At 67.6% G+C, this 18,172-nt stretch carries 9 protein-coding genes; 3 read left to right on the top strand and 6 right to left on the bottom strand.

All coding sequences use genetic code 11. From position 1 onward, the window contains the following. The first annotated feature begins 23 nt into the window (after positions 1–23). The gene (locus ABZ827_RS06395; protein ID WP_357233404.1) at positions 24–2,231 is read left to right on the top strand and encodes a molybdopterin-dependent oxidoreductase; all 2,208 of its coding nucleotides are present in this window, start codon (positions 24–26) and stop codon (positions 2,229–2,231) included. Positions 2,232–2,261: 30 nt separating this feature from the next. Here ABZ827_RS06395 and ABZ827_RS06390 read toward each other — a convergent pair whose 3' ends face one another. Continuing rightward, a complete protein-coding gene (locus tag ABZ827_RS06390; RefSeq protein WP_357233402.1) occupies positions 2,262–2,885 on the bottom strand; it encodes a helix-turn-helix domain-containing protein in 624 nt (207 codons plus the stop codon). 149 nt (positions 2,886–3,034) lie between these two features. Between ABZ827_RS06390 and ABZ827_RS06385 the strand changes: the two genes are divergently transcribed. Continuing rightward, entirely contained in the window at positions 3,035–3,991 is a 957-nt protein-coding gene (locus tag ABZ827_RS06385; RefSeq protein ID WP_357233400.1) for an oxygenase MpaB family protein, read from the top strand. A 73-nt stretch (positions 3,992–4,064) separates the two neighbouring features. Here the strand turns inward: ABZ827_RS06385 and ABZ827_RS06380 are convergent, their stop codons facing one another. Then, positions 4,065–5,810, bottom strand: coding sequence for an amidohydrolase family protein (locus tag ABZ827_RS06380; RefSeq protein WP_357233398.1), 1,746 nt, complete (start codon positions 5,808–5,810; stop codon positions 4,065–4,067). A gap of 74 nt (positions 5,811–5,884) precedes the next feature. Then, the gene (gene gndA / locus ABZ827_RS06375) at positions 5,885–7,330 is read right to left on the bottom strand and encodes an NADP-dependent phosphogluconate dehydrogenase (RefSeq protein WP_357233396.1); all 1,446 of its coding nucleotides are present in this window, start codon (positions 7,328–7,330) and stop codon (positions 5,885–5,887) included. Positions 7,331–7,577: 247 nt separating this feature from the next. Here gndA and ABZ827_RS06370 point away from each other — a divergent pair, with 247 nt between their 5' ends. Further along, the gene (locus tag ABZ827_RS06370; RefSeq protein WP_357233394.1) at positions 7,578–8,594 is read left to right on the top strand and encodes an alpha/beta hydrolase family protein; all 1,017 of its coding nucleotides are present in this window, start codon (positions 7,578–7,580) and stop codon (positions 8,592–8,594) included. Between the two features lie 124 nt (positions 8,595–8,718). Here the strand turns inward: ABZ827_RS06370 and ABZ827_RS06365 are convergent, their stop codons facing one another. The 3 genes from ABZ827_RS06365 to ABZ827_RS06355 are packed head-to-tail and all read right to left on the bottom strand — an operon-like array spanning position 8,719 to position 18,165. Beyond that, complete coding sequence (locus ABZ827_RS06365; protein ID WP_357233392.1) at positions 8,719–10,113, bottom strand: condensation domain-containing protein; 1,395 nt, start codon at positions 10,111–10,113, stop codon at positions 8,719–8,721. A gap of 10 nt (positions 10,114–10,123) precedes the next feature. Beyond that, positions 10,124–11,569, bottom strand: a complete 1,446-nt coding sequence (locus ABZ827_RS06360; protein WP_357233390.1) for an MFS transporter — start codon at positions 11,567–11,569, stop codon at positions 10,124–10,126. Continuing rightward, on the bottom strand, positions 11,566–18,165 hold the full coding sequence (locus ABZ827_RS06355) for an SDR family NAD(P)-dependent oxidoreductase (RefSeq protein ID WP_357233388.1): 6,600 nt from the start codon (positions 18,163–18,165) through the stop codon (positions 11,566–11,568). The genes ABZ827_RS06360 and ABZ827_RS06355 overlap by 4 nt, the downstream gene beginning before the upstream one ends. Positions 18,166–18,172 lie beyond the last annotated feature (7 nt).

Here is an 18,172-nt window from a genome sequence, read left to right as displayed (position 1 = left end):
GGGTGACGGGTCATGATGGAGTCATGGCCACACAAACGTCTCCTACTCCCGCCGGCGCCGGTTCCCGGAACCTGCTGCGCACCTGCCCGCTGTGCGAGGCGGTATGCGGTCTGGAGCTGACGCTGGACAGCGATGACCGGGTGACGGCGGTCCGCGGGGACAAACACGATCCGTTCAGCGCCGGATTCATCTGCCCGAAAGGCGCGAGTTTCGGCCGTCTCGACAACGATCCCGATCGCCTCACCGAGCCCATGATCCGGGACCGCGCCACCGGTACCTGGCGGATCGCCGGCTGGGACGAGGCCTTCGATCTCATCGCCGCGCGAATCCCGGCGATAAAAGCGGCCCACGGTAATCAGTCGGTCGGTCTCTATCTCGGTAATCCCAACGCGCATACGGTGGCGGGCACCCTCTACGCCCCGGCACTGATCCGCGCACTCGGTACGAAGAACCTGTACTCCGCCAGTACGGCCGATCAGATGCCCAAACAGCTGGCCTGCGGCCTGCTCTACGGGGATCCGCTGGCCGTCCCGGTTCCCGATCTGGACCGCACCGACTATCTGCTGATGCTCGGCGCCAACCCGCTCGAATCCAACGGCTCGGTCTGCACCGCCCCGGATTTTCCCGGCCGCCTGCGCGCGCTGCGGGCGCGTGGCGGACGGCTGGTGGTGGTGGATCCGCGGCGCACCCGGACCGCCGCTCTCGCGGATGAGCATCTCTTCGTCCGGCCGGGTACGGATGCCTATCTGCTCCTGGCGATGGTGCACACGTTGTTCGCCGAAGAGCTCACCGGCGTCGCCACCGAGGTACAAGGCCTGGATGAGGTGCGTGCCGCGGCAGCGGACTTCGGCCCGGAAACGGTGGCCGGCCGCACCGGGGTACCCGCCGATACGATTCGCCGCCTGGCACGCGAGCTGGCCGCCGCCCCTACGGCCGCGGTGTACGCCCGGATCGGTACCTGCACAGCCGAATTCGGGACGTTGACGCAGTGGCTGGTCGATATTCTCAATACCCTCACCGGCAATCTCGACCGGCCCGGCGGGGTCATGTTCGCCACCGCGGCGGCCCGCGGGATCGTCCGCACCAAACCGTTCCGGCCGGGCCGGTGGCGCAGCCGGGTGCGGCAGTTGCCGGAGGCGATGGGGGAGCTGCCGGTCGCCACGCTCGTCGATGAGATCACCACTCCCGGAGAGGGGCAGATCCGCGCCCTGATCACGGTGGCGGGCAACCCGGTATTGTCGGCGCCCAGCGGACCCCGGCTGGACGGTGCGTTCGCCGGACTCGACTTCATGGTGAGTATCGACCGCTACCTCAACGAGACCACCCGGCATGCGGATGTGATTCTGCCGCCACCCCGCCCGGTACAGTCCCCGCACTACGATTTCGCGCTCCTGCAGTTCGCGGTACGCAACTACGCGCGGTATTCACCGCCGCTGGTTGCACTGGGCGAGCGGCCGTCCGAGGCGGCTCTCTATGTCCGGCTGGGCGCGGCTGTGAGCGGGCAGCCGCACAATCCCGGCGCGGATTTCGACCCACTGGCCGCGTTCGACGAATTCGTCATCGGCGATACGCTGCAGCGGGCCGGACTCGCGCAGCGCCGGCCGGAACTGCTCGGCGGCACCACGACCGAACAGCGGCTGGATCTGATGCTGCGGCTCGGCCCCTACGGTGCGTGGAACGGCGGCGAGCTGAGTCTGCAGACCCTGCTGGACAATCCACACGGTATCGATCTGGGGCCGCTGCGGCCCAGATTGCCGGAGGTTCTGCGGACCGCCTCGGGGAAGGTCGAGCTGGCACCCGAACTGCTGCTGGCCGATATCGATCGCCTGCGCGCCGGCGCGGCGAACCCGCCGGCGGAACTGGTGCTGATCGGGCGCCGCCATCTGCGCTCCAACAACAGCTGGATGCACAATATGGAACGTCTGGTCGGCGGCACCAACCAGTGCACCCTGCAGATCCATCCCGACGATGTATCCCGTCTGGGTCTCGGCGACTACGCGATCGTGAAATCCGCCGCCGGTTCGCTGACCGTCCCTCTGGAACCCACCGATTCGATCATGCCCGGGGTTGTGAGCCTGCCGCACGGGTGGGGCCATTCGGGGAGCGCCCAGCAGGTGGCGGCCGAACATCCCGGTGTGAACGCCAATACGCTGACCGATGATTCGGTGCTCGATATCCCGTCGGGTAACGCGGTGTTCAACGGTGTTCCGGTCTCCTTGACGCCCGCCTGATGCGCGTCGGCGCCGTCTCCGGCAGACGGGTCAGCTGTCGCCCGAAGACGGGAACATCAAGGGGGCCAGATAACGCCGGGCGAATTCACGCGCGTCCTCGGTATCGCCGAGCGGTAGTACACCGCGCGGATTGGTGATGAAGGAGATAGTGAGCCGGACGAACAGTTCGGCCACCACCTCGGGGTCGAAACTGCCCAGCTCCCCGCGTTGCTGCCAGTAGGTGAGGAACCGGGCCACCAGTTCCCGGCCCTGGGCGACGGCATCGTCGCCGGTGAGGAAATCGGTGAGCTGTCCGGCGGCACCGGTGGAGCGCAGGCTGCGGGTGAGCAGCCGGGGCGCGGTGGCCTCGCTGACGAAGGCGGCGAACATATCGGCCAGGGCGCCCACCGGCCCGGCGGAGCGGTGCATGGCGTCGCCCACGATCGTCGAGACCCGCTGCGATTCGGCCATCAGCGCGTACCGCAGGATCGCGGATTTGGTACCGAAGCGCCGGTACACCGTCGCCACACCGACACCGGCGGTTTCGGCGATCCGGACCATGGTGGTGTCCTCGAATCCGCGGGCGGCGAAACATTCACGGGCGGCGTCGACGATATCGCGTGATCTGGTGTCCAACTGCTGCAGTTCGGTCCACGGCGCAGCGGTGGTCTCCATTCACACCAGCCTACCGGCCTCGTCGCCCGGCGGAAGTCTCCGTATCTGGACCGCGGGAGGCAGGTGCGCACCGTGGTTTCCGGTCCTGATTCGGTGATAGTCTGAAGGCGGTAAAACTATCATTTCTCCGTTGATCCCGAGGTGACGAGATGGCGAACAACGCGACGATGCGCCCCGCCGAACAGTCCGCCGACCCCCGTATCCGGCCGGAAGTCCTGCGCGAATTCCGCAAACACTCCGGCAGCGTCCTCGCGGGCGTCTTCGCCGGCGCGGCCTTCGATCAGGTCGCGCTGGTTCCGGTGGCGGCATCGGTGGACCGCACCGGCCGGTTCGAGGCCAACTTCGCCGACCGCGGGGTGCGCAGCGGAGTTTCGGCGATGATCGCCCTGTGGGGTGATTCCGACGACCGCCGTGCCGAGGCCGAATGGCTCAAACTGCGCCATCGTGATGTCCGTGGGACCGGCGCCGCGGACTTCGAGGACGTGAAATACAGTGCGCTGAGCCCGTTCACCTGGAAGTGGATCGCGGTGAGCGGAATCTTCGTCGTGCTCAACACCTTCACCTATTGCACCGGCGTCGAACCGAGCCCGGCGGAGGAGGAAGCGGCGTACCAGATGCTGCGCGAGGTCTTCGCCCATCTGGAACTGCCCAGCGCCGCGGGGAAACTGCCGGTCGATCTCGCCGAGGCCCGGGAGTACTACGACACCATGGCGACCGAGGAACTGCGCACCAATCCGTTCCTCGTGCAGAAATTCGCCGGGCTCACCCGGCTGCCCTTGCCGACCCTGGGCCTGCCGCCGCTCGCCCGGCGTGCGCTCACCCCGCTGTGGCTGGTGACGCGCCCGATCGCGGGGCATGTGATCCAGGTGTGCTCGTCCAAGGCGATGCACCCGCGGGTACAGGAGATGACCGGTTTCGAACTCACCCCGCGCCACGATCGGGAGTTCGCGGTGTACGTGTGGTTACTGCAGTGGGCTTGGCGGAACCTGCCCGACCGGCTGTTGCTACAGCCCCTGGCCTACAACCGGTTCCAGTACGAAAAGCTGGTCCGGGCGTTCCGTGGCTACGGCCTGGACTCCTTCGCGGTCCCCGCGGACCGGCGCTGAATCGCGTGTGAGCAACCACGGCCGGATGTCCGCGGTGCGGTACCCGAACCCGGCCGGAACGGGACGCCGGATATCAGTGCTGTCGTGCCCGGAGGAACCTGCCGGTTCGTTCGGTACCGAGCACGGGATCGGCGGTACCGGCGCCGAATACGAAGCGGCCGCCGATGTACACGGCGGTGACCGCCGCGTCGTTCCGGTTGACCATCCGGGACAGGTTTCCGTACTGGGCGATCGGGCTCTCGGCATAGGCGTCGAGTGAATCGTCGAGACCGGCCGGGTCGACGATCACGAGATCGGCGCGATCGCCCTCGCGTAGATGCCCGGCGTCGATGTCGTACCAGTCGGCGAGTTCGCCGGTGAGCCGGTGTACCGCGCGCTCCAGCGGGATGACCGGGGTACCGGCCTGTTCGGCCCGGTACATACGGCGCAGGAAGCGGAGCCCGAAGTTGTAGAAGGCCATATTCCGCAGATGCGCACCCGCGTCGGAGAACCCGAGCTGGATACCGGGGTGGGCCGCGAATCGATCCAGGATCTCCGGACGGTGGTTGGAGATGGTGGTGCGCCAGCGCAGTTTCGTACCGTGTTCGAGGACCAGATCGAGGAATGCGTCCACGGGGTGCACGCCGCCCCGGTCGACCCCCACCTGACCGAAGGTTTTCCCGATGACCGCCCCGTCGGGACAGTCGACGATTTCGGCGTCGAAGAAGTCGCGATGCCAGACGCGCAGGCCGAACCTGGCGTCGTAGTCCTTGCGGAACCGCCGGCGATAACTCTCGTCGGCGAGTAGCGTATCGCGTTCCATCCGGTCGGCCAGGTGCAGAGCCGCCGCACCCGATCCGAACTCTTCGAATATCACCAGGTCGATCCCGTCGGCGTATACCTCGAACGGGACCGGGAGATGCTGCCACCGGAAATCCGCGCCGAGCGCGTTGACCAGGCGCGCCAGCGACCCGATGAGCACGACCGCGAAAGGGTTGGCCTTGATATCGGCGGCCGACAGCAGGGTGGTCTTCAACCGCTTGCGGGCGATACCCAGACTGCTGAAGATCATCGCACCGAGACTGCGCGGTGAGGTGATATCCGGACCGCCCTGCAGAATCCGGCCCCGCACGCGCAGGATCGCGTTGAGCCGGCGCCGTTCCCGGGCTTTGGCGTAGGTCGAGGGCAGCGTGCGGGAGCGGCAGGTTTCGCCGTCGACCTTGTCGAACAGGAGTTGCTGCGCCGACATACCGACGAACCCGGCATCGAGTGCCTCGTGTAGCGCTGCTTCCATCTCCGCGAGCTCCGCACGGGTTGGTCGCACATCCTTACGAGTAGCGCGATCCAGGCCCATGCGGGCGGTCCGGATATCGGAATGCCCGAGCATTGCCGCGATATTGGGTCCCAGCGGCAACTGTTCGAGGGCGGTGACGTATTCGTGCGCCGAATGCCAGGTCTTGGTGTCGTCGAGGGTGTCGATGACGCGGCGGCGAGGGATGGCCTCCACCCGGCCGAAGATATCGCCCGCCCCGGTGGGGTCGATATGGACGGTGGACAGCGAGCACGAACCGAGCAGCACGGTGGTGATTCCGTGCCGCACCGATTCCGACAGCGACGGTGTTTTCAGCACCTCGATGTCGTAGTGGGTATGGATATCGATCATCCCCGGCAGAACCCATTTGCCCCGGGCGTCCACCACATCCGGGCAGCCGGTCTCGTCGAGTGGGTCTGCCGATACGGTCACGACCCGATCGCCGCGCAGTCCGAGATGCCGAACCGCCGAGGGTGCCCCGGTTCCGTCGAACCAGCGGCCGTCTTTGATGATCGTGTCGTAGCTCACACTCTCATTGCAACTGGTCAAGTGACCGGAGTCAAGAGAGGGCGGCGCCGGGCCGGCGGCCCGGCGCCGGCGGTTCAGTCGGCCCGGGCCTCGGACCGGTCCTCGCTCCACAGCGTGTGGTATTTACCCGCGGCGTCCACCCGCTCATAGGTGTGCGCGCCGAAGAAATCGCGCTGGGCCTGGGTGAGCGCGGCCGGTAGCCGCTCCGCGCGCAGCGCGTCGTAGTACGACAGCGACGAGGCGAAGGCCGGTACCGGGATACCCAGCAGGGTCGCGGTGGCGACTACCCGGCGCCAGCTGTCGATCGCGGTTTCGATCGCGCTGCGGAAGTAGGGCGCCAGGATCAGGCTCGGCAGCGCCGGGTCGGTTTCGTAGGCCTCCTTGATCCGGTTCAGGAAGCGGGCCCGGATGATGCAGCCGCCACGCCAGATGGTGGCGAGATCGCCCGGCGTGAGATCCCAGCCGTATTCCGCGCTGCCCGCGGCGATCTGATCGAAACCCTGGGCGTAGGCCACAACTTTGGAGGCATAGAGGGCCTGCCGGATATCCTCTGTGAACTGCGCGATATCGGTGGGTTTGGCCGCCAGTTCGCCGGCCGCCAGATCCTTGGCGGCCGCGCGCTGGCCCCGCGAGCCCGACAGCGCCCGGGCGAAAACCGCCTCGGCGATACCGGTCACCGGGACACCGAGATCGAGCGCCGATTTCACCGTCCAGCGTCCGGTGCCCTTCTGCTCGGCCGCGTCGACGATGACGTCGACCAGCGGTTTGCCGGTTTTCGCGTCCACCTGGGAGAGCACCTCGGCGGTGATCTCGACCAGATAGCTTTCCAGATCGCCGGAGTTCCACTGGGTGAAGATATCGGCGATCTGCTTCGGATCCAGATCCAGCGCGGCCCGGAACAGGTGATAGGCCTCGCCGATCAGCTGCATATCGGCGTATTCGATACCGTTGTGGACCATCTTCACGAAATGCCCGGAACCGTCGGGTCCGATATGGGTGCAGCAGGGGGTGCCGTCCACCTGGGCGGCGATCGACTCCAGCAGCGGACCCAGCGATTCGTAGGACTCGACGGGCCCACCGGGCATGATCGAGGGCCCGTTGAGCGCGCCTTCCTCGCCGCCCGAGATACCGGCGCCGACGAAGTTCAGACCACGCTCCCGCATCGCCGCCTCCCGGCGGATGGTGTCGGTGTAGAGGGCGTTACCGCCGTCGATGATGATATCGCCGGGTTCCATGGCGTCGGCGAGCTCGGAGATCACCGCATCGGTGGCATCCCCGGCCTTCACCATGATGAGCACCCGGCGTGGTTTCTCCAACGCCGCCACGAACTCGGCGACGGTCTCGGTACGGACGAAATCGCCGTCGTCGCCGTGGGCGACCAGCAGAGCGTCGGTCTTGGCGACGCTGCGGTTGTGCAGGGCCACGGTGTAGCCGTGCTTGGCGAAGTTGCGGGCGATATTGCTGCCCATCACCGCCAGGCCGGTGACACCGATCTGGGCACGCGCTGTGGAGGACGCCATGAACCTGCTCTTTCCTTCGACAGTTCCAACAGTTTCGGCCGGTCGCACCGATGCCGCGAGCAGGGCGTTTCGCTCGACGGCGCCAGTGACTGCCTCTGCTCTTTTCTACCGGGTGGCCCCATGGCCGTGCGCGCGGACCCGCCGATGCCGTGCCTCACGGACTGCTGCGGTACCGCTCGATCGCTGTGGCCGGACTCTTCGCGGCAGCGCACAGGTGGTCCGGGACCCGCACCGGAATCGACTGTGCGTGGAATCCGAGGCCGGTACCCGCGCAACGGAAATCGACGATGCGGCAGGCGGTTTCGGGATGTACAAGGGAAGTGTGCGGTTGAAATGTCTGTTTGCGGTATCGAGTGCGGCGATCACGGTAGCGATGTCACTGTTCACCTCCACCCCCGCGGTGGCCGGGCCGGGGCCCCGGGTGGATGCGGAAAGGCCGCTCGGGGAGCGCGCGATCCAATTGGATGTGTTCTCTCCGGCGATGAACAAGGTGGTCACCAACCGGGTCGTTCCGGCGGCCGGGGGTGGACCCGCTCCCACGGTGTACCTGCTGACCGGTATCGGTGGCGGGACCGACGGTATCTCCTGGTGGGACGATACCGACGTCCGCCAGTTCTTCGCGGACAAGAACGTGAACGTGGTGATGCCGGTCGGCGGCGCGTACACCATGTACACGGATTGGCATACCGACGACCCGGCCCTCGGCCGTGCTCGCTGGCAGACCTATCTCACCGCGGAACTGCCGTCGGTGGTGGACGCCCGGTTCGCGACCACCGGGCGTAATGCCGTCGCCGGCGTCTCGATGAGCGGAGGCTCGGCGGTGGATCTGGCGATCCAGGCCCCCGGGCGCTATCAGGCGGTCGCATCCTTCAGCGGATGCCCCTGGTCGGCCGATGCCGCGGGGATCGCGATGGTCAGCGCCCAGGTGGTACGCGGCGGGGCGAATCCGGGCAATATGTGGGGCGTGCCGGGTAGCTCGGGCTGGCAGGCGCACGACGCCTTCGCCCAGGCGCAGCGGCTGGCGGGTAAGACGGTCTACCTGTCCGCCGCGTCGGGTGTCCCGGGCGGTATCGACCGGGGCTGGGGGTTCCCGCCCGTCGAGGCGATCGCCAGTGCCTGTACCTCGGCCTTCGCCGGGCGGCTCGCCCAGTTGGGAATCGGTGCCGTCCATATCGACCGTCCGGCCGGTGCGCATACCTGGGGCCAGTTCGAATACGACCTACACGATTCCTGGCCGCATCTGGCGCGGGCGATCGGCGCCTGAGGGCCGGAGGATGCCGCTGCGCATGCGGACGGGCCCGGCGATGATGGTGTCATGAACCAGATGCGGTGCACCTATTGCACCGGCACTCAACCGCGGATGCCGGCGGTCGACTTATCCCCGGCGCTCAGTCGCGTTCGGCGGCGGCCGTCCGCATGATCCGGCCCAAGGTGTCCAGATAGCGCCGCACCGATTCGTGGGCGACCGGGTTGTCCGGGTAGATAACGCTGATCGTGGTTTCGCCCGGCAGCCGGTTGATCCAGATGAGGGCTTCCTCGCTGGCCGCCCGGTTTCCGTAGAGGCCGCTGCCGGCGATATCGAAGAACTCGCTACCGGCGAAATCGCGGGCATCGACAAAGGAGATCATCGGGTTGGACCAGTTCGGGCCGACCGCGATACCGCTATCGGCCGGGGCCAGTTCGAGAACACGGTGGATGGTTGTGGTTTTCAGCCGCATACCGTTCTCGTAGGCGCGCTGGGCTCGCGCCACCGTCCGCTCGAACGAGGCGCGTATCCCGATCGGGAACGCCACCGGCACCAGGGCCACATACCAGCCGATCGAGGCCATCTCCTCGAAGGTGCTGCGGGTGTTCAGCGGTGTGATACCGAAGTAGTAGTCGCTCTCGGTGAGTTCCCGCTCGGCCAGAGCGGCCGCGGCGAACACCCCACCGGCGAACTCGCCGCCGTTGTCCCGGCAGATCTTCTCGAAACGAGCCGCCGAATCCTCGTCGAACAGCGTCACCGTGCGGTGCGCGCTGCGGTGCGTATCCGCACCGCGAAGTCCCAGATCCAAGGGGAAGCAGGGCAGCTCACCGTCGTTGCCGCGCAACAGTCGTAACCAGGTGCCGACTTCGGGGGAGGAGAGCGTCAAACGCGCGGATGCCGCACGTTCCCGGACGCAGTACTCGGTGTAACTGGCCGGCTGTGGGATGGGCGACGCCTGATCCCAGGCATGTTTCGCGTACAGGCAGGCCAGTTCGAAAGACGAGATATGCTGCCCCACACCGTCGGTGTGGAGATGGTCGACGGCCATGAACACGGTGGTGGATTCGGCATGTTCGACTGCCCAGAAGGTGAAACAGTCCCACTGGGTAGGTGGCGGCGTCCGCGATTGCGCGAGGTCGCGGATGGCCGCGGCGTCACCGACCGGACCGTGATCGATGGGCTCGAACTCGATATCGCCGGGTTCGAGGAGGTGCCGCCGGAGCGCGCCGTCGGGTTCGAGGGAGAACCAGCTGCGGAAAGTGTCGTGCCGGGTGAGGAATTCGTTGACCGCGCGGGTCATCGCCGCCCGGTCGAGCACGGTGGGCACTTCCGCGGTGACCAGGCACAGTCCGGAGGCCCGGTATTCGGCGCCGGCATTGCGGTGCGCCTGACGCAGATAATGCTCCTGCTGATGTGACGGTGGCGCGCTGTGCACGGGGGCCACAGCGGCCGCGGTCCGGGCGCCGGCCGTCGCCTCCCAGCTGATCACCCGCCCGGGCGCGGGATTCCATTCGTCGATGAGTCCGAAATCGACCATCTCTCGTTCCTCAGGTCACCGCCGGCGCGATCGCCGGTTCGGAATTGTCCGGCACAGCCGGCTCGGGAAGAGCCAGCGTGACGGCGGCCAGAATCAGCGCGACCACCGCGATCGCCGACAGCATGGCTGTGCTGCCGCCGAGCGTATGGGCGCGGAAGAAAACGGTCGCCAGCAGTGCGAGACCGACACCGTTGCCGATCTGCTCGATGGTGGGGAGCAGGCCGGACGCCTCGGCCATCTGTGTGTCGTCCAGGCCGGACAGCATGATGGGTTGCAGTGGAACAGCGAAAACACCCGCGCCGAAACCACACAGGAAAACCGGTGCGGCGCACAGCAACATGTTCACCTGTCCATCGGTGATATTCACATACGCGACTCCCATCAGCACACAGGTGGCGTACACCACGAGACCCACCGCGAGCACCCGCACACCCCACCGTTTCACCAGGAACGGGGAGAATAACGCACCCGCACCGGCGCCCAGCGCGAACGGGGTCATCGCGATCCCGGTGCGGAGCGGGGAGAACTGCAGAACATCCTGCAGGGTGATCGAGATGGCGAAAACGAACGCGGTGAACAGGCCGAAGAATCCGGTGATCACGATCGAACCGACCGCGAAGCCGCGATCGGCGAACAGATCGAGCCGCAGCAGCGGTCCGGCATCACGCCGGGTCGCGCGTCGTTCGTGCAGCAGCGTGAGTGCTCCGAAGACGATCGCTACCGCGATGATCAGGCACGGAACCGGACGCCAGCCGCGTAGGTGGATCTCCGAGAACGCATAGAGCAGAGCGAACAATGTCGCGGCGGAAAGGACTGCGCCGGGGAAATCCATCGGGACCCGCTGCGATGGCGCGTCGAGCCGCAGGAACCGCCAGGCCAGGGCGAACGCCACGACACCCAGCGGCAGGTTCATCAGGAAGACGGTGTGCCAGCCGAGCCCGGCGATATCCGCGGTCACCAGGGCGCCGCCCAGGATCGGCCCGAGCAGTCCCGCGAAACCTGAGGTGGCGCCGTAGAGCGCGAATACCCGGGTGTGCAGTTCGCGCGGGAACAGGGCGGTGAGTATCGCGATCGTCTGTGCCGCCATCCCCGCCCCCGCGACGCCCTGCACGATGCGGGCGAGGACGAGTTCGTTCGCGCTGCCCGCCGTACCGCACCACACCGATGCGGCGGTGAAGGCGACGACCGCGAGGAGGAACATCCGCCGCCGGCCGATCCGGGCGCCGAGCCGGGCGGCGGGCAGCAGGGTGCACGCGAACGCCAACGCGTATCCCGAGACGATCAGCAACTGCTGGGCGGTGCTCGCGTGCAGGTCGGTGGTGATCTCGGGCAGTGCGGTATTGACGATCGTCACGTCGATCATCTGCATGAACACCGACAGCAGGCACCCCGCGAAGGCGAGCCAGGCGCCCGGGCCGGTGCCGGCCCGGGCGGCGGCGATCGCGCCCGATATCACGGAAGCGCCTTGCCACCGAGTAGTACGGCATCGGCCGGGGTTTCGCCCGCGGATGCCGGTTCGCTGCCGTTGTTATCCGTCGCGGTGGACTCCGTGTCTGTGCTCACCCGCGGCTCACCGCCGTTGGCGGTATATAGCGAGCCGTTACCGTTCGCCGCGTGGGCCGGGCCGTTCCCGTCGACCGTCGCGTCCGGTGTATTTGCGGCCGGCGCGGTACCGGCGGACGCCGCATCGGTGCTGCCCCCGGTCGCATCGGGCAGGGCCGCCGCGAAACCGGCGGCCGGATCGGTGGCCAGGATCAACTCGGCCACTTTCGGTCCCGCCTGTTCGAGCGAGAACGATCGGCCCATCTGCAGCGACATCAGCTCGACCCCCAGCTGTTTGCTGACCCGGGAACCGAATTCGACGGCCATCAGCGAATCCAGGCCCAGTTCGGTGACGGGGGCGGTCAGGTCGATGGTGTCGGGTTGCACTCCCATGACGACAGCCAGCTGGTCGGCGAGCATCCGGGCCATGGCCTGACCGCGCTTTCCCTCTTCCAGCGCGGCGAGATCGGCTTTCAGTTTCGCCAGCATCGAGTTGTCCTGCACCGAGGCCGCGACGAGCGCGGTGAGCCGGCCGGTGCGGCTCATCTGGGGGAACGCCGCGGTGAGTTTCGACCAGTCGGTGGGTATGACGGCGGCGCGGGTGACTCCGAGCCGCAGAGCCTGTTCGAGGTAAACCGTTCCGTCGGCCATATCGATGGGCCCGAAACCGGCCAACTCCAGATACTTCGCGACTTTCTCGTCGGCGGCCATGCCCCCGGCGGCGCCGGACATATGTCCCCAGCCCACGCACAGCACCCGCTCACCGGCCCGGGACCATTCCTCGGCCAGGGCCTCCACGGCGAGATTCGCGGCGGTGTAATTGTACTGGCCGTAGATTCCGAACATGGAGCCGCCGGAGGAGTACAGGACGAACATATCCAGTTCGGCGCCGGCGCGTGCGACGGCATCGTGGAGCACTCGCGCGCCGTGGACCTTGGACCGGTAGACGCGCGCCAGCTGCTCGGCGTCCATCTGCCCGACCCGGTTATCGGCCACCGCACCCGCGGCATGGAAGACGCCGCGCAGCGGATGCCGGGGGTCGTGTGCGCGGGCGACCAACGCGGCCACGGTCTCCGGCTCGGCGATATCGGCACGCTCCTCGATCACGGTGACATCGGCGGCGCGCCAGGCGGCGAGCTGCTGCCGGGCGGCGGGTGTCGAAGCTCCGCTGCGGCCGACCAGTACCAGCCGGCGCGCGCCCTTGGCGACGAGCCAGGTACCCGTGGCCATACCGAAGCCACCGAATCCGCCGGCGATGAGATAAGTACCCGCCGGGTCGATCTCGAGCTCGGGCAGCATGGGCCGTACCGGCGGCGCCTCATCGGATATCGACAGGGCGACGCGGCCGATCTTGGTCGAACGGATGGTGTCGTCGAACGCCTTCGCGACTTCGTGCGTTCCGTAGAGTTCGTAGGGCAGCGGCTGATATTCGCCGGTCCGGAACTTCTCCACCACACGGCGCAGCAGATCCGCGAGCTGCAGGGGCCGGTACCGGCACATGCGGTCGAGGTCCATCGAGAAGTACGAGAGGTTCTTGTCGAAATTGGCGAGCTCGAGCAGACCGCCGGTATAGATATCGGCCTTACCGACCTCGACGATACGGCCGAATTCGCGGATCGCCTTGAAGTTCTGGCGCAAGGCCTCACCGGGCGCCGAACTCAGGATCACATCCACACCGGCACCGTCGGTGAGGCCCAGGACCGCGTCGGCGAAGTCGAGCGAACGGGAATTCAGGGCGTGATCCGCGCCGAGCTCGAGGATATGCGCGCGTCGCTCCTCCGTACTCGCGGTGCCGATGATCCGCGCGCCCCGGGCCTTGGCCACCTGGATCGCCGCGGACCCCACCCCGCCGGCGGCGCCGTGGATCAAAACGGTTTCGCCCGGTTCCAGGCGCGCCAGGTCGAGCAGGGAGTACTCGGCCGTTCCGAACGCGGTGGTGCTGGTGCACACCGCGGGGTCGGTGCCGGCGGGCAGCGGTATGACCGCCGCACGATCCACAATGTGATAGCGCCGCATCATGCCCTTCGCGGCGATCGCGACCAGGTCGCCGACCGCGATATCGGTGACTCCGTCGCCGACCCGGGTGACCGCACCGACACCTTCCATCCCGGGGCTGGTTCCGAAGAACGTCTCGGCCAGTTCGCGTTCGCCGAGGATCCCCATGACCTTGAGCGGGTCTTTGTAGTTGAGGCCGATGATGCGCATTCCGACCTCCACCTCGCCCGGTCCGGGGTCGCGGCGCGGCGCACGCCGCCAGGCCAGCGCGGACAGGAGTTTCGATTTCGGTATCTCCAGCGCGAAATCGGCCTCGGGATCGGTGAGGGGTTCGGCTGTGTCCAGCGTATCGATCCGCTCCTGCAGCGGCGCGGTGATCCGCGGCAGCCAGCGGGCGCCGTCACGCAGCAGTACTTCGTCGGAATTGTCGTACCGGAATGCTCCGGGGACCGAGAGTTCGGTGACGAGATCGTCCATCGTGGTGCCGGGTTCGGTATCGATCAGCCGCCAGCGCAGCGCGGGCTGCTCGTTCAGCAGCACCCGGCGCGCGCCGGCCAGTGCGGCCTGCCGCGAATCCGGGGGCGTCGCCGTATCCGGAAGAGCGAAGGCGTGTTCGGTGACCACCGTGATATGACAGGTACCGTCGCCGATCCCGACCATCGGGGTATCGCCCTCGCCGGGTGCCACGAACTCGTGGGCGGCGACCGCGATCCGTTTGAACGTCCACAGATCGGCCAGATCATCGTCGATGCGGCCCGCTACGACGACCAGATGTACCCGAGTCGTCTCGGGGTCGTCCGATCCGGTACGCAGCAGCTGGGTGAGCTCGGCCTCCAGGCCGGGATCGTCACCGGTGGTGAGCCGGTACCGGGCGCGGGGGAGGGTATCGGCGAGAGCGCGGGCGCGCTCGCTCTCGCCGAGCGCGAGCACCACGGTGGCGGCGGTACCGGTATCGCCGAGCGCCGCCGGGTCGATCGGTTCGGCTTGTTCCACGGTGTCCGCGTAGTAGAAATCGGCCATCCGCTGCAGCGGGCTGCCGCCCGGGGTGAGCGCACCCAGCCGGACGCCGAGCAGATGCAGGCACAGGGTGCCGTCGGAGGCGAGCAACCGTACGTCCGCGAGATGACCGGCTTCCGGGTCGCGCCGCGCGACCACGGTCACCTTCGCGGGCAGCGGCCGGTACATCCGCACCGCCGAGACCCCGACCGGGACCATGGCCCCGTCGCCGAGCCCGTCCTGCGCGAACAACAATGCCACGGTCTGCATGGCGGCGTCGACGACGGCCGGATGCGCGAGATGTCCGGAATCCGCGGCGATGGTCGCATCGACGGTGGCCACTACAGCGTCGCGGCCCGCCCGGACCGAGGTGACCCGCCGGAACGCGGGACCGTACTGCAGGCCACGGGAGGCCAGTGCGGCGTAGAACAATTCGGGTTCGAATTCGACCGCCGACTCCGGTTCGGGCACCGTATCCATGATGGTCTCGTAGCCCCCGTTGAGAATCCGCCCGGTGGAATGGACGGTCCACACCGAGCCGGTGGCGCTGCGGGACCGGATCAGGAACCGTCCACTGGCGTCCTCGATCCCGAGTTCCAGGAACGGCACGTCGGGCTGGGCCATGACCAGCGGTGCCACGAACCGTACATCCTCGAGCGCGATCCGCTTGTCACCGGAGCGGGTGGCGGCGGCGCTGAGCGCCGCGTCCAGGTATGCCGCACCCGGCATGATCCGCATCCCGCCCACCACATGATCGGGTAGCCACGGCAGCAGTTCGGTACCGACCTGCAGCATCCAGCCGGATCGGCCTTCCATATCCGGGTCGCCGAGCATCGTGTAGGTATCGGGGCTGCCCAACCGCAGTTGTTCGAACAGCGGCAGTGGATTGTGCAGCCGGGTGTTCTGCCACGGGTAGCGGGGGAGCGGAAGGTGTTCGGTGGCGGGCCGGTCCGCCGGAAACAGCGTGGCGGTATCGAGGACGCCGGCGGCGTATACGCCGGCGATCGCGCGGCGGATACTGTCGGTATCGCCTTGCTTGCGGTTCAGCGTCGCGACCGTGGCGCCGTTCTCGCCGGCGGCGAGCAGCACCTCCCGGATATTGCCGGACAGGACCGGATGCGGTCCGATCTCGAGGAAAACCCGGTGACCGGCGTCGACCAGACCCGCGATGGCATCGGCGAAACGCACCGGCTGCCGGACATTCGCGCACCAGTACTCGGCGTCGAAACCGTCCTCGGCTTCCACCACCGCCTGTGCGGTCACGGTCGAGACCAGCGGGATCCGCGGAGCCCGCGGCGCCAGGTCCGCGAGCGCGGTGCGCAGTTCGTCGAGGATCGGGTCCATGAACCGGCTGTGGTAGGGCACCTCGACCCGCAGTGCCCGGGCGAACGCACCGTCCTCGGTGAGTTTCTCGGCGATCTCGTCGAGACGGTCCACATCGCCGGCCAGGGTGAGGGATCCGGGGCTGTTCACCGCGGCGATATCCACGGCGTCGTCGTCATCGAAATATTCGCGCACCTTGTCCGCGCCGGTACCGACGGCGAGCATCGCGCCGGTGCCCGCGGTCGTGGCCTGGAGCCTGGATCGGTGGTAGGCCACGGTGACGGCTTCGTGCAGGGTCAGCATGCCGGTCACATAGGCGGCCGATACCTCGCCGACACTATGGCCCACGATGCGGGCCGGGGTGATTCCGTACTGCGCGAGTTCGGCGACCAATCCGACCTGCACCAGGAAGTTCGCGGGCTGGGCGACCTCGGTCGCGGTGACCCGGGACTCCTCTTCGGGGCGCAGCAGTTCCTCGATGATCGACCAACCGGCGACCTCCCGGAACGCGGCATCGACGGTACGCGCCGTGGCGGCGAAGACCCCGTCGGCGGTGAGCAGATCGCGGGCCATACCCCACCATTGGGGTCCCATCCCGGAGAACACGAACACGGGTTCGTCGGTGCGCTGGGCGACAGTACGCACGGCGTCGCGCCCCTCCCCGGCCGCGTACTGCCGCAATTCTTCGATCAGCTCGCCGCGCTCGCGCAGCGGTACCCCGGTGCGGAACTGGTGGTGCGCGAGCCGGGTCCAGGCGGCTTCGGCCAGATGGTCCGGGTCGGCGCCGGCCGCCAAGAGGTCGGCGAACCGGCCGGCCATGGCCCGCACCGCGGGGGCACTCCGGGCCGAAACCGGTAGTACGCCGAGATGGTCGCGGTCCCGCTCGTCCGGTGCCGCGGCCGTGGGCCGGAATTCTTGCAGGATCGTATGCGCGTTGGTGCCGCCGTACCCGAATCCGTTCACCGCGATCGACATCGGATCCGCGTCCTCGGGCAGGGGCTGGGGCTCGAGCTGGATATGCAGGTTGAGGTCGGCGAACGGGATATCGGGGTTGGGTTCGTCGAGCCAGCCCTGTGGCGGAATGGTCCGATGATGCAGGGCGAGTGCGGATTTGATGACACTGGCGATCCCTGATGCCGCTTCGGTGTGTCCGAGGGTGGCCTTCAGCGAACCCACGCCCAGGGAACCCGCCCGGGTCGCGGCAGCACCGTACACGGTTCCCAGGGCGCGTAGCTCGATCGGATCGCCGACCGGCGTGCCGGTACCGTGCGCTTCGACGTAGGTGATCTGCTCAGGCGACAATCCGGAGCGCTCACAGACCGTCCGAGCCAGCGCCTCCTGTGAATCCGCGTTCGGCACCGTGATCGCGGCGGTGCGCCCGTCCTGGTTGGACCCCGTCGCCTTGACCACCGCGTAAACGCGATCGCCGTCGCGCAGCGCATCGTCGAGTTTCTTCAGGACGACGATGCCACCGCCCTCGCCGCGCCCGTACCCGTCACCGGCGGCGTCGAAGGATTTACAGCGCCCGTCGACCGCGAGGAACCCGCCCTTGCACATCATGACGAAGGTCTCGGGCTGCAGCATGACGTTCACCCCGCCGGCGACCGCCATCGTGCAGTCGCCGTTCCCAATCGCCTGACAGGCCAGGTGGAACGCCACCAGTGACGAGGAACAGGCGGTGTCGATGGTGAGCGCGGGACCGACAAGGTCGAGCGCGTAGGCGATCCGGTTCGAGAGCATGGTGTAAGACGCGGACGCGGCGGTGTGCATATCCACATGCGCGAGCGCGGGGCCCACCACTCCGACCACGGACTGATCGACCACGAAGCCGCCGATATAGACGCCGACCGATTCCCCGGTGGCCTTACCGGCGACACCGGCGTCGTCGAGGGCTTCCCAGGTCACCTCCAGGAGCAGTCGCTGCTGGGGGTCGAGGCCGGTGGCCTCGCGCGGGGAGATCCCGAAGAAATCGGGATCGAATTCCCAGGGGTCGCTGGTGAGGAACGCGCCGTGTTTGGTGTAGCTGCGGCCGGGCGTGCGTTTCTCGGGGTCGTAATAGCGGCGGTAATCCCAGCGGTCCGCGGGGATCTCGACGACGGCATCGCGTTTATCGACTACGAACTCCCAGAACGATTCCGGGGAGTCGATTCCTCCGCCGAATCTGCAGCCGATACCGACTATGGCAATGTCCGACATCTATGTG

The organism is Nocardia sp. NPDC019395, assembly GCF_040632335.1.
Lineage (GTDB): Bacteria > Actinomycetota > Actinomycetes > Mycobacteriales > Mycobacteriaceae > Nocardia.
Note: the sequence above shows the minus strand (reverse complement) of the source record. Positions and strands in the feature narration are given on the sequence as shown.